Source organism: Aquirufa sp., from assembly GCF_044377215.1.
Lineage (GTDB): Bacteria > Bacteroidota > Bacteroidia > Cytophagales > Spirosomataceae > Aquirufa.
Genome location: NZ_JBILJM010000045.1, coordinates 1 through 13,709 on the forward strand (window position 1 = coordinate 1; position 13,709 = coordinate 13,709).

Consider the following 13,709-nt stretch of genomic DNA (forward strand, 5'->3'; position numbering starts at 1 on the left):
AGTAACTGGGCTATTTGTTTGTATAAGTCGGCCTCTTCTATTCCAGTTTCTATAAAATCACTAATGATTAAAACTTTGTTTTTTTCTTCGTAGCGCTTAAATAGGGGCAGTGCTAATTTTAATCCATCTAAATCATTGTTATATGAATCATCGATAAGTTGATTATTACGAACTCCTTCTTTTATTTCTAGCCGCATAGACACTGGTTTAACACCAATCACTGCGGCATTAATTTCCTCATTAGTCATACCCAAAAAGTGGGCCTGAATGAGACAATGGCTTAAGTTCTCTAATGATGCTTCATCATGTAAAGCACATTGTACTGCTAAGAAAGTTTCAGATTGATTGCGTTTCTGAAATTTTAATTGGCTTGTTTTCCCCGTAATCTTCCAATAAACATAGATGGATTGAGTTGGGTCAGTTGTGCTCCAACTTATCAATTCGCATGTCGGATTAATCACTTGCATCGCCTCTTTTACCACTGGGTCAGTATTCGATGTTGCTCGATAAATTAGTTTTTTTGCGTGACGGAATAATTGAAGTTTTTCAATTAATTTATCTGATTCCTTTTCAAAATTCTTACTATGTGCTTCCCCAAAATGCGTTAATATTCCAAATTCTGGTCGAATGATGGGTTCTAAGCGATTCATTTCGCCTGACTTTGAAATGCCTGCTTCGAAAATGCCTAATGTATGTTGGTTTCGTATTCCCCAAATAGAAAGTGGAACCCCTATTTGAGAATTGAAACTCTTAGGACTTCGTACTACTTGAAATTTTGATTTTGTCAGGGTAAACAACCATTCTTTGCACGTTGTTTTTCCATTGGATCCTGTAATTGCTACAACAGGTAGGCCGAAGCTTATTCGGTGTAAATGCGCAATATGCTGTAAGGTTTCTAAACTGTTATTGACGACCCAAACAGAGGTATTGCTCCATGATTTTGCTTTTTCTGCTAGTGGTCCGTGCCAAGCCATTTTTTCAACAACAAATTCTCGAACCCCTTTTTGATAAAGTGATTCAATGAATTGATGCCCATCATGGTGTAGTCCTCGAACAGCAAAAAATGCCGTATCAGTTGGTTCATATATTTGCCGACTGTCTAAACTGATGTAGGTCGACTTTAATTGAACGGGTTCGTTGGGATAAATCATGGGCAAATATTGAACAAAAGACTAAAATACAAAAAGGCGAGGAAACAAATCCTCGCCTTTTAAAATAAATATGTAGAATAATTAAGCCTCTAATGCAGCAACACCAGGTAGGGTTTTGCCTTCCATGTATTCCAACAATGCACCACCTCCAGTAGACACGTAGGATACGCGGTCTCCATAACCAGCATTATTAACCGCTGATGCTGAATCACCACCTCCAATGAGCGAGAATGCGCCATTTTCTTCTGTTGCTTTTACAACGGCATCTGCAATCGCATTGGTACCTATGGCAAAGTTCGGGAATTCAAATACACCCATGGGGCCATTCCATAATATGGTTTTCGATTTAGCAATCACATCTTGAAATAATTTTACCGATTCTGGACCGATGTCCAAACCTTCCCATCCATCAGGAATTTCGCCCCGACTAACTATTTGGCGGTTGGCATTGTTATTAAAATCATCTGCACATACATTATCAACCGGCATAATTAGATTAACTCCTTTTTCTTTCGCTTTCTGAATTAGTTCTTTCGCGAGTGCTACTTTATCCGGTTCTGAAATTGATTTACCAATTTTACCTCCTTCTGCTAATGAGAATGTATAGGTCATTCCGCCACCAATAATCAAGTTATCAACCTTATCAAGTAATCGTTCAATAATTAAGATTTTATCTGAAATTTTTGACCCTCCCATGATAGCGGTAAAAGGGCGTTCTGAATAGTCAAGAATTTTCTTCGCATTTTCAAGCTCAGCCTGCATCACATAACCGGCTACTTTATCCGCAACGAATTTACCCATGATGGCAGTTGATGCATGTGCGCGGTGTGCAGTGCCAAATGCATCATTTACCCACACATTTCCTAAGTCAGCTAATTTTTGTGCAAATGCTTCATCTCCCTTTTCCTCCTCTTTGTAAAAGCGTAAGTTTTCTAATAATAAAATCTCACCAGGCTGTAATTCAGCTGCTAATGCAATAGCATCCTCGCCAATACAATCAGTGGCAAACTTTACCTTTACGCCAAACACCAGTGATAGCGGTGTGACTAAATGCTTTAAGGAATATTTCTCGATGGGTCCATCCTTTGGTCGTCCCAAATGTGACATTAAAATGGCTGATCCTCCATCCGATAATATCTTTTTAATCGTTGGGATTGTTGCTTTGATGCGTGTATCATCCGTAATTTCAAAACGCTCGTTTAGAGGTACATTGAAGTCAACACGAACTAATGCTTTTTTGTCAGCAAAATTGAAATTTGAAACCGTGAGCATAAATTTTGTTTCGTTAGAATGGTTTGATTAACCCGAAAAATATCAGGCTTGCAAAGATAGCATCATTTGTTAAATTGTTGAAAAAATCTAATTTTCTGTTTAAAATCTTGAAAATTATACCAAAATAGTCCTATTTTTAGGCATAATTTATTCGCCCAATTCATGGAGAACCCAAGTGTCCCCAATTTTTCTCCAACTTATTATTGGGATTACTTTCAATATGTTTTGCGCTATGTAGATAAGCATTACAAATATTTGCTTAATCCGCTTGAATCCGAATTTGTTGAATCCTTCCAATCACTCTCATTCGCAGCCCAATGCATGTACCTTCGATTAAGTGGTCGGAGTGTTACTTGGTTTAAACGCTCATCGTTGGTTTACTCGGAGATTGAGTCAGTCGAGGTGGCTTTGGACGAACTAATTAACCAAGGTTTTGTAGGTATTTACACTGATTCCTCACTTAATCCAGCATTTTTACAAGTCCTGACTAAATCACATTGTGTCGAATTTCTTGAGTCCATTTCGTCTGCGAGTAAATCGATTAAGTCATTATCCAAGCAAGCACTAGTTGACATGTTAGTTGGCGCTCAAATACCGAAAAAGTTTGATCCAAATTTATGGATTAGACCCTTGAAGCTTGACCTATATCAGTTTTGTTCGTTTCTTTTTTTTGGCAGTAAGAATCGGGATTTGAAGGAATTTGTAGTGAGGGATTTAGGGCACCGACAATACATGGAGATTGCGGAGGAGGATTTTCAGCCTTATTTCACGACGCGAAAGGAGATTGATGATAAATGGAAAATTAGTATTTGGCGGGACTGGTTTTATACGGAGCAGGATCGTGTGGATCCTGAACAATTGAAGGAATCTTTGTTTGATACCATCATACCAATGGCCTCCGAGTTATCCGAATTGGCAGTTCCAGCCTATGAACGGTTGTTGTTTCAGGTAGGTCGATTTCTTGAACGTCAAAACCATTTGGTGGACGCTTTAGAGGTTTTTGAATTGGCTGGTTCTGCGCAAGCGTTAGAGCGCCGAATACGTATTTTGACTAAGTTAAAACGCATGGATGAAGCATTACGTTGGGCGGAATTTGGTCGAGCGCATGTTGAAAATCCAACGGAACTGCATTTTTTTCAAGATTATTTAGCTCGGCACGCATCAAAAAAACAGGTAAAGCAAGTCACATCCCGGTTAAAAAAGGCTGAGAAAATCATAATTGACGGTTCCTATAATGGCCGCGTCGAACAAGGTGTTATTGATTATTATGAAGCACAAGGTTATTATGCCACTTTTTGCGAAAATGGCGTTTGGAAAAATATATTGGGTTTACTTACGTGGGAGTTGATTTTTACGGATCATAGTTCCGGATTTCACCATCCGTTTCAATATGCGCCAACCATCGATTTTACGCAGGTAAATCCTACTCGATTTTCAGAGCTACTCGATATGCTTCATGATCGCCCAAGCGTTTTGGTTCACATGCAAACCGTTGCTGAACAACATCAAGGCATTATTAATCCTTTAGTGGAATGGGGATTTTTAAATTGGGAGTTAATTGAAAAGGTTTTAATGCATGTAGAAACACCTGCGCTGCAGCAAGTATTGACATGCATGTGGTCACGCTTATCCACACATGCCAAAGGTTTTCCAGATTTATTTATTCAACGCGAGAATGAATTTTACTTTGTGGAAGTGAAGTCTCCCAATGACCATTTATCGGCTATTCAGCATTTTTGGCATGATACGTTTGCTGAATTAGGTATTCCTTTCCAATTGATTCGTGTCGCCTGGAAATAAATTTTTGTTAATTGCTTGACAAGCTTTCGAAAATAATATACCTTTTCAATGAATCTAAAACGTTCTGTTTTTCGGTGGCTTTGCTAGGATTCCCAAAGCTTCTATTCACCCTTTAAATTTAATGATTATGAAAGTGCAAGTACACGCTATTCACTTCAGTGCTGATCGTAAATTGTTGGATAGCATTCAAGCTAAGTTGAATAAATTAGATACTTTTTATGATCGAATAACCGGCGGCGATGTATTTTTGAAATTGGCCAGAGGCGAAGGTAAAATGCGAGAGAAGTTATTAGAAATTAAAATTGTTGTTCCGGGGGCGATTCTGTTTGTGAAGGAAACAGCTCGTTCATTTGAAGAGGCCTTGGATTTAGCATTGAACGCCTTAGCTGAACAAATTAAACGATTCAAATCAAAAGTCAACCAAGTCAAAACAGATAAGCTCAGTCTTTCTTTAGAATAAACGAAAAAGCGCCCCAATTAGGGCGCTTTTTTATTACAGGATACCCAGTAAGTCTTTAAATTGGAAGCCATCTTGAAGGCGGTCTTTTCCTAGTTTATGGTGTTCCGCCAAGGCCCACAAGACAAATTCTTCTACAAAATAGCGATCTGCCGCAGGCGTGTCAGGTTGGTATTTGGATACCAAAGCTTTTAAAGGTTTTAACTCGTCTAAGGTAGTTTGGTAATCCTTATCTGACGATTCATCATATAAGACCAAGCCTCCATCAGAAAAGATTGTTTCAAGTAGTGCACTGTAAGGGCTATCTTCAATTTTCTTACTTAACTTTTCGATCTTCGGAAACATTCCCGGAAGGAATGTTTTGATGGCTTGTCCAACCAATTGTTCCGCCACAAATGCCGCTCCTTCTTGCTCACCTTCGTAGACGAGTTCAACTTTACCTGTTATGGCTGGAATTACACCCATAAAATCGGCTAATCGTACGCTTGTATGCGTTTCCTTGTTGAGTAATGATCGCCTTTCTGCCGTACTAACTAAACTTTCTAGCATCGAAATACTCATACGTGCACTCACGCCACTCTTGTGGTCGATGTATTCACTTTGACGAGCCTCAAAGATGATTTGTTCTAATAAATCATAAGCGAGATTAGGAATATGTACGCGATCTACTTGAGCTGAATTTATCCGTGCTTCTTGTGAAGATATCTTGCGCGCTATCGCGATACTTTCTGGATAATGTGTCAATATTTGAGATCCAATCCGATCTTTTAACGGCGTTACAATACTACCTCGGTTCGTATAGTCTTCTGGATTAGCCGTAAAGATAAATTGAACATCCAAGGGTAAACGTAATTTAAAACCCCGAATTTGGATATCACCTTCTTGCAAAATATTAAAAAGAGCTACTTGAATTCGCGCTTGTAAGTCCGGTATTTCGTTGATGACAAAGATGCAGCGATTTGCTCTTGGAATCATTCCAAAATGAATCACACGATCATCTGAATAGGATAGTTTTAAATTAGCAGCTTTAATGGGGTCCACGTCACCAATTAAATCAGCAACGGTCACATCCGGTGTCGCTAATTTTTCGGCAAATCGGTCGGCACGATGCAACCAAGCAATGGGTGTTTGATCCCCTTTTTCTTCGATTAGATTTATCGCAAAGCGGGAAATGGGATTCAATGGATCATCATTGATTTCAGAGCCAGCCACATACGGGATATATTCATCTAGAAGATTTACCATGAGGCGAGCAAGGCGTGTTTTTGCTTGTCCACGAAGTCCCAATAAGTTGATGTTATGCCGCGATAAAATGGCACGTTCTAATTCAGGAATGACTGAATTTTCGAATCCATGAACACCTTCGAAAACGGTCGTGCCGGCTTGCATGTGTTGGATAAGATTATCGCGTAATTCATCCTTGATGGATTTACTTTGGTAGCCTGAGGCTTTTAGTTCTCCTAAATTCTTAATCATTTTATTTGAGTCTTTTCTTTCTATTCGTTTCATAATCTTGAAATATCATTTCGCCTAATCCACGTAAACCTGTGTAAAAAGCTTTTCCTTGATTGGCCTCCGTAAACTTATCAACAAACTGTTGGAGATATGAATCTCGGGCAATCATAAAGGTGGTAATCGGTATGTGTAATTTTCGTGCTTGAGCTGCTTGCGTGTAGCACTTTTCGGTTACATAAGGATCCAATCCATTACTATTCATGTAATAGGTTCCATCTTTTTCCTTCACACAGCTTGGTTTCCCATCTGTAATCATGAAAATCTGCTTATTGGTATTGCGTTTTCTTCGAAGTATATCCATGGCCAATTGCAATCCTGCAACTGTATTGGTATGGTAGGGACCTACTTTCAAATAGGGAATATCTTTAATGGAAATACTCCAGGCGTCGTTTCCAAAAACGAGTATGTCTATGGTATCTTTTGGGTAGCGTGTCGTAATTAATTCAGCTAAAGCCATTGCCACTTTTTTGGCAGGTGTAATTCGATCTTCGCCATATAAAATCATGGAATGACTAATATCAATCATTAAGACAGTGCTCATTTGGGATTTGTATTGCGTATCCTCGACCACTAAATCTTCCTCTGTTAGTTCAAATTCCCCTATTCCATGATTGATTTGTGCATTTTTCAAACTTTCTGTCAGGGATATTTTATCCAAGTTATCCCCGAAATGATAGGAACGAAATTCACCTGTGAGTTCATCTCCTTGACCAGAAGCCTTTGTCTTGTGATCTCCTGCACCACTTTTATTTAAGTTTCCGAATATATTTTCTAGTGCTGTTTGACGAATCGCACGTTCTGTTTTAGCCGTGATTCCGATTCCCGAACCACCATTTTCGTCTATTTCTTCACGAATGTAGCCTTTAGCTTTTAGGTCCTCAATGAAATTTTCGATGGTGTAGTTTTCATCGGTCAACTCATATTCTTTGTCTAATTCGCGCAACCATTCAATTGCTTCATCAAAATCGCCAGATGTATGTGTGATTAATTCTTTGAAAATACCAAAAAGCTTGTCAAACGGAGAAATGCTTTTTTCTTCGAATTCCTTAAAATAAAAACCTTTTTTACCTGTCATGCTCATGATGTGTTTAACTCCCTTAGGCTAAAATTTGTTCAAATAAAGCCGAATATAAACCATAAAAAAAGGTGCCCATGAGGAGCACCTTCTTTTGTAAGTTGGTGAATTTTAAATTCCAAATGCCGACTTAACTGCATCGACGTAATCTAATTTTTCCCAAGTGAATAATTCGACTTCTTTAGTTACTTTTTGGCCGCCTGGACCGTGAAAAGTTTTGGTAACAATCTCGTTTTTGCGACCCATGTGACCATATGCTGCTGTCTCAGAATAGATAGGGTTACGTAATTTCAAACGTTGCTCAATAAAGTATGGACGCATATCGAAAATTGCTTCTACTTTCCGTGCTATCTCTCCATCTGTTAAGTTTACTTTAGCTGTTCCGTAGGTGTCGATGAACAAACCACATGGTTTAGCTACACCAATTGCATACGAAACTTGAACCAATACTTGGTCGCATAATCCTGCCGCAACTAAGTTTTTCGCAATGTGACGCGTCGCATATGCTGCTGAACGATCTACTTTGGATGGATCTTTTCCTGAGAATGCACCACCACCGTGCGCACCTTTGCCACCGTATGTATCTACGATGATTTTACGACCTGTTAAGCCTGTATCTCCATGCGGTCCACCGATCACAAATTTACCTGTAGGATTTATATGATATGTAATTGCATCATTAAACAAAGCTTGTAATGCAGGCTTTAACTTTGCTTTAACGCGAGGAATAACGATTTCAACGATGTCTTTTTTGATTTTTGCCAACATCTCCGCCTCGCTTGCAAAGTCATCATGCTGTGTAGAAACAACGATGGTATCAATACGTTGTGGCGTATGATCGTCACTGTATTCGATTGTTACCTGTGATTTAGCGTCCGGACGTAAATATCCGATTAAGTTGGGCTCATTATTACGGATGTAGGATAATTCTTGAAGGATTTTATGAGCCAAATCCAAGGCCAATGGCATATAATTATCTGTTTCTTTTGTTGCAAAACCAAACATCATTCCTTGATCACCCGCGCCTTGCTCCTCTGGATTTGCCCGATCAACACCTTGGTTGATGTCGGCCGACTGCTCATGAATGGCAGATAAAATACCACATGAGTTTGCTTCAAACATGTATTCTGACTTGGTATAGCCAATCTTACGAATTACTTCACGTGTGATTGCTTGTACATCCAAATAGGTAGTTGTATTTACTTCACCTGCCAAAACTACTTGTCCCGTAGTGACTAAGGTTTCACAAGCAACTTTAGAAGTGGGGTCAAACGCCATAAAATGGTCGATTAACGCATCTGAAATTTGGTCAGCAACTTTATCGGGATGTCCCTCTGATACTGACTCTGAAGTAAATAAATAAGCCATTGGGTATTGGTTGTTAGTTTTAAAAACGTGCAAATCTAAGATTTATATTCGGGCAAGGCAATCATTTTTTAGGAAAAGGTAGATCGGCGAGGCCAATTTTAAACGCCGCCTGCATAAACGGAAGGGTAGGGACGGTTGTCATTAATTTCAAATCCTCCCAAATTGTTGTTTGCTCCTCGAGGAACCTTAAAATAAGTTGGGGTTTGTTTTTTTGAAATAGCGATTCAAACACGCGATTTCCTTTTATTTTTTGGTCTATCAAAACCTGTAAAAACACGCGATCCATCCACTTCTTAAATGGTTTTGTTTCATTCACAGGCGCATCTAAAGCTCCGTTTTCTATGTTGGCCACCAATTCTTTTAATTTTCGCTGTGTCCGTAAAAAACTATATCCCGTTGTCGCTTTGACAAATCCGCCTGAGGTACCAATCTGTATGATTTTCGTATGTAAATTTTGGGGTTCAGCATCCGACATGGTCATTGGAATAATGCCTGACTCCTCTTCCTGTATCAAATAATCATCTTCTTCTAAACCATAGGCTCCCACCAAATATGCCTTAATTTGATCCAAATAGTGCTGTTTTTCTTTCAGTTGGCCTGAAAAATAGGTATGCTCAAACAACGCAATCCGATCAGATGTAGGTAGCACATACATAAACTCACAAGCGGTTGTATGCGCAATTCTAAAATCAAACAAATGAGCTGCTTCCGGATCGAAGATTGGGAAGTTGGCCTCTATGGTAAGCCCTACAAAATGTTGTTTTAGGTGCTGCGAATTTTGGAGCTCGCATGGAAAGGAACTAATACTATCAAAGATTTTTTCACTTGCGGTAAATTCTCCGGCTTCTGTCTGAACTTTGGCAAAACGCCCTTCGTATGAAAAGCCAAGTATTTTTGTTTGAACAAACTGAATTTTGGGATTTTGTTTCAGTTCCTTTTGGATAAATGTATACCAGCTATCACTCTGGATTTTACGGTAGCTAAAGGGAAGAATCGAAAATTTGTCACTCCGATTATCGAATGAATGAAACCAAAGTTGGTTCCAACTATGCTCTACGACAGAATCAAAGGGTTCTACTTGATCGGACCAGTAACACCATGTCTTATCGCGCGTGTTTTTCTCTGCTTGATCAATAATTAGAATGGATTCAAATGGGACATTACTTTGATTAAGGTAATACGCTAAAGACAATCCAGCCATGCCACCACCCGCGAGGATATAGGTGTACGTTGACTGATTTTCCTGCGGCATGTCACTCATCTAAATGTGTCTTTCTGCATGATAACTTGAACGAACTAAGGCGCCTGATTCTACATAAGCAAGTCCGCGCTTGAGTCCTTCTTCTTTGTACATGGCAAAGGTATCTGGGTGAATCCAGTCAATCACCTCATGGTGCATTTTAGTCGGTTGTAAATATTGCCCTAAAGTCAATACATCTAGGCCGTTTGCAATTAAATCATCCATGGTCTGAAAAACTTCATCCTGAGTTTCGCCCAAGCCCAACATAATCCCTGATTTGTTACGTTTTCCAAATTCTTTTGTCCGTTTGATTTGCTCCAAACTCCGCTCGTATTTCGCCTGTGGACGTACATAGCGATACAAACGTGCAACGGTTTCCATATTGTGGGAAACAACTTCTTGTCCACCTTCAATCATGCGAATCAAGGCATCCCAGTTGGCCTTCACATCTGGAATTAATGTCTCTATGGTCGTTGCTGGCGTAGTTTCCTTTACCGCACGAACCGTTTGATACCAAATTTCAGCCCCTTTATCTTTTAATTCATCGCGGTTAACGGACGTGATAACAGCGTGTTTCACTTGCATGAGTTGGATCGCTTCAGCCACACGCCTCGGTTCATCTTCATCATACTCTTGTGGTCTACCTGTTGCCACGGCACAAAATGTGCACGATCGCGTACAAACATTGCCTAGAATCATAAATGTCGCTGTTCCTTCACCCCAACATTCGCCCATATTTGGACAATTTCCAGATTGACAGATGGTATGTAATTTATACTCATCTACAAGCTTACGCACTTTGGCATAACTCTCGCCAATTGGTAATTTGACACGAAGCCAATCGGGTTTGCGCGTTGAAGATGCAGGGCTTATTTGAGGTAATTCAATCATGATGTAGGCGTTATTTTGTTTGTTTTCCCATGGAAAAACTAATGTATCCGGTTGTGTAAACTTGCCGACCGGCCGTTAAGTTTAGCATTTCAATTGGTTTGGAGAAAAAGTCGACAACAAATCCAATTTCAACACTAATATTATTCTGTTTCAATGTTTCAATTTCCATATTGACAGCTGTTTTAACATGCCAGCCAGGTACAATAATGGATTCATTCAGACCTTTAAAAAGGCTGCTTTCACCCATAATTGTTACTTTTTTGAAACTGTTGTCTAATGTTTTCGCGTACGGAACCTCCGACACAGCTTGCATGCCATTCGTGTCGTAAGATATTTCAACATAGTATGGTTTTTGAATGCCAATACTTGGGCCAGTTGAAATCAGTCCCATTAATTTTTGTCCACCTTCAGTTGATTTTTGCAATAGAGTCCATTGCCGACCATAAGCTGGACGTAATACAATCAACTGGTTTAATTTGCCGTCCACGTGTGATCGTCCATTAAATGTATATGGGGAGTTGAATTCTCGGTAGTCTTTTAGTAGGGCAGCCTCCAGTTGAATAAAATTCCTATTTTCTTTCACCCCCAAAGGTTTTCTGAATTGAATTCCGCCAAAAATACCTGAGTTTGTTGATGTTGAAACGCCTAAAGACCAATTACTAGATTGTGCTGTTTTTGGAGATTGGGGTGCTTGAATTACCGCATTTTTCCGTTGGCCCATTAAAACCAGTGGAAAATAAATGAACAAGATGATTCCTCCAATTCTTCGCATGATTAAACTAAATAAGGCTTTAAATCTTCCATTGAAATATCCCAATGCGTGGCAGAATACGTGCATTTTCCATTGTCTATCACCAAAATCTGTGGTGATTGATGTTCTATATCAAACTTTTCTGCAATTATTCCTGAAATGGGGCGATAAGCGATTAAATCCAAATAAAATGCCGGTGTCTGCTCCGCATCCCATGCACGCTCTAAGCGACTTAATGCCGTAGATGAAATCGAACAACGGGTACTGTGCTTGAAAATGACTACGGGTTTTTCCGCTGATTTCCCAATTATTTCGTCCAGTTGTTGCTCTGTTGTTAGTTGATTCCAGTTCATGTGATAGTGGCAAATACCACTTATTTTGTAATTTTATCAATTCAACATCAAATTTAGCAAAATCTTGAGAGTTTGGTTGTATTCTTTTGCCTTGTTTTTATATCGCCAAACTATGCGTATGGCTTCTTTGTTTCACCCCAAAGCTAAATTGTGGCATGAGGGCCAACAAGCCATTTGGGGAGGATTGGAAGCTGTGATGCAATTGAATACGAAGCCAGTTTTTTGGATTCATACTGCATCGATGGGTGAATTTGAGCAAGGCCGACCGATCATTGAGGCATTCAAAAATCAGTATCCTGATTATTTTATTTTAGTAACTTTTTATTCGCCATCGGGGTATGAGGTTCGAAAGAATACCCCAGGCATTGATTTTGTTAGCTATTTGCCATTTGATGGATTGCATGCAAGTGCGCGTTTTTTAGATTTAGTCAAGCCACACATTGCGCTGTTTGTCAAATATGAATTCTGGTACTTTTATCTTACTGGTTTGAAACAACGTGGAATTCAAACCATATTAGTTTCTGGAATTTTTCGCTCAAATCAATCATTTTTTCAATGGTATGGTGGGTTTTTTAGGGGTATGTTGGCCAACTTTAACCACCTCTTCGTTCAAAATAAGGAATCCAAAGATTTACTGGAATCGATTGGAATTCATCAGGTCACTGTCGCGGGAGATACGCGTTTTGATCGAGTGCTTGCCAATGCTCGAAATTCTAAACCTTGGGATTTGTTGGCTCATTTTGTTGATAATCAAGCATTTATAGTTGTTGGGTCTGCGTGGCAAGCCGATATGGATTGTATTATTCCTTTGATTAATGCACATGCATTTCCTGTAAAATGGGTAATTGTTCCTCATGAGATTCATTCGGCTGAATTACAATCTTGGAAGAATCAAATGGCCGTTTCCGTCATGTTTTCGAAGGGAAATTTTGTTGAAGACGCGGAGGTATTGATTGTGGATGAAGTAGGCCGACTGGCCACGATGTATCGTGGAGCCACATTTGCGTATATTGGTGGGGCTTTTGGCGCTGGATTGCATAATACGTTGGAGGCTGCGGTTTATGGGCCAACGGTCTTTTTTGGAAATAAAAATTATCAAAAGTTTCATGAGGCGGTTGATTTGGTATCGCTTGGTTTAGCTTTTCCAATCGCTGATGCTGCATCCTTGGAAAATTCGATGCGCGTAATTTTTGATGATGATGAGCTTTTGGTCAATAAACAAGTGATGTCAAGAAATTATGTGGCTATGCAGGCCGGGGCTACCGCACGAATTATGGAATATATTGAACTAAAAAATATAGCTTATGTCGCTCAGTAAAGGCTTGATTATGCGCTCTACAGGTTCATGGTATGAGGTGCGTGCCGATTCCGGGGTGGTTTTTGCCGGCCGACTTAAAGGCAAGTTTAAGCTAAAGGGTCCCACCACTTCGAATCCGATTGCCGTAGGTGATTGGGTCATGTTTTCGATGGAAGATGAGGTACATCAAACCGTTTTGATTGAAGAAATTTTACCAAGAACAAATTATCTAATTCGTAAATCTGTACATAAAACAGCTCAAGGGCAGATGTTAGCTGCCAATGTCGACCAAGCTATTTTTGTAATGACTTTAAAATTTCCAAAAACATCATTGGGCTTTTTGGATCGGTTTTTGGTGACTGCGGAGGCATTTCGTATCCCTGTGCATATTGTCTTCAATAAAATGGATTTAATGAATGAGGAAGAACGGGAACAGGTCTTTGAGTATGCCGCATTATATCAAGAATTAGGTTATGGAATTTTGTTTACTTCGATTCCTGTTAATCAAGGTGTTGAAGAGTTTAAAGCCATGTTTCAAG

The 13,709-nt window shown here is 39.5% G+C and carries 13 protein-coding genes; 4 read left to right on the forward strand and 9 right to left on the reverse strand.

All coding sequences use genetic code 11. The annotated features are described in order from the left end of the window. Both ACIQ6T_RS10520 and ACIQ6T_RS10525 read right to left on the reverse strand, forming a co-directional pair. On the reverse strand, positions 1-1,151 hold a 1,151-nt coding region (locus ACIQ6T_RS10520; RefSeq protein WP_395786163.1), incomplete at its 3' end, for a Mur ligase family protein. Between the two features lie 81 nt (positions 1,152-1,232). Next, on the reverse strand, positions 1,233-2,423 hold the full coding sequence (locus tag ACIQ6T_RS10525; RefSeq protein ID WP_395786165.1) for a phosphoglycerate kinase: 1,191 nt from the start codon (positions 2,421-2,423) through the stop codon (positions 1,233-1,235). A gap of 162 nt (positions 2,424-2,585) precedes the next feature. Between ACIQ6T_RS10525 and ACIQ6T_RS10530 the strand changes: the two genes are divergently transcribed. Beyond that, positions 2,586-4,223: a VRR-NUC domain-containing protein gene (locus tag ACIQ6T_RS10530; RefSeq protein WP_395786167.1), complete on the forward strand. Its 1,638-nt coding sequence runs from the start codon at positions 2,586-2,588 to the stop codon at positions 4,221-4,223. Positions 4,224-4,350: 127 nt separating this feature from the next. Continuing rightward, a complete protein-coding gene (locus tag ACIQ6T_RS10535) occupies positions 4,351-4,683 on the forward strand; it encodes an HPF/RaiA family ribosome-associated protein (RefSeq protein ID WP_395786169.1) in 333 nt (110 codons plus the stop codon). Positions 4,684-4,716: 33 nt separating this feature from the next. Here the strand turns inward: ACIQ6T_RS10535 and ACIQ6T_RS10540 are convergent, their stop codons facing one another. The 7 genes from ACIQ6T_RS10540 to ytxJ all read right to left on the reverse strand — a co-directional run bounded on the left by ACIQ6T_RS10540 (position 4,717) and on the right by ytxJ (position 11,873). Next, entirely contained in the window at positions 4,717-6,189 is a 1,473-nt protein-coding gene (locus ACIQ6T_RS10540; RefSeq protein WP_395786171.1) for an AAA family ATPase, read from the reverse strand. After that, a complete protein-coding gene (locus ACIQ6T_RS10545; RefSeq protein WP_395786173.1) occupies positions 6,158-7,270 on the reverse strand; it encodes a VWA domain-containing protein in 1,113 nt (370 codons plus the stop codon). Before ACIQ6T_RS10545 ends, ACIQ6T_RS10540 begins: the two co-directional genes overlap by 32 nt. A gap of 111 nt (positions 7,271-7,381) precedes the next feature. Continuing rightward, on the reverse strand, positions 7,382-8,638 hold the full coding sequence (gene metK, locus ACIQ6T_RS10550) for a methionine adenosyltransferase (RefSeq protein WP_395786175.1): 1,257 nt from the start codon (positions 8,636-8,638) through the stop codon (positions 7,382-7,384). 61 nt (positions 8,639-8,699) lie between these two features. Beyond that, positions 8,700-9,890 (reverse strand): lycopene cyclase family protein, encoded by a 1,191-nt coding sequence (locus ACIQ6T_RS10555; RefSeq protein WP_395786177.1) that lies wholly within the window; start codon positions 9,888-9,890, stop codon positions 8,700-8,702. A 9-nt stretch (positions 9,891-9,899) separates the two neighbouring features. Continuing rightward, complete coding sequence (gene lipA / locus ACIQ6T_RS10560; protein WP_395786179.1) at positions 9,900-10,769, reverse strand: lipoyl synthase; 870 nt, start codon at positions 10,767-10,769, stop codon at positions 9,900-9,902. A 10-nt stretch (positions 10,770-10,779) separates the two neighbouring features. After that, on the reverse strand, positions 10,780-11,541 hold the full coding sequence (locus ACIQ6T_RS10565) for a hypothetical protein (protein ID WP_395786181.1): 762 nt from the start codon (positions 11,539-11,541) through the stop codon (positions 10,780-10,782). A 2-nt stretch (positions 11,542-11,543) separates the two neighbouring features. Further along, complete coding sequence (ytxJ, locus tag ACIQ6T_RS10570) at positions 11,544-11,873, reverse strand: bacillithiol system redox-active protein YtxJ (protein ID WP_395786183.1); 330 nt, start codon at positions 11,871-11,873, stop codon at positions 11,544-11,546. Between the two features lie 118 nt (positions 11,874-11,991). On the opposite strand from ytxJ, the gene ACIQ6T_RS10575 reads away from it, so the two are divergent. After that, positions 11,992-13,191 (forward strand): 3-deoxy-D-manno-octulosonic acid transferase, encoded by a 1,200-nt coding sequence (locus tag ACIQ6T_RS10575; protein ID WP_395786185.1) that lies wholly within the window; start codon positions 11,992-11,994, stop codon positions 13,189-13,191. Continuing rightward, positions 13,178-13,709: GTPase RsgA (rsgA, locus tag ACIQ6T_RS10580; RefSeq protein ID WP_395786187.1), on the forward strand; the 532-nt coding region annotated here is incomplete at its 3' end. The genes ACIQ6T_RS10575 and rsgA, both read left to right, overlap by 14 nt.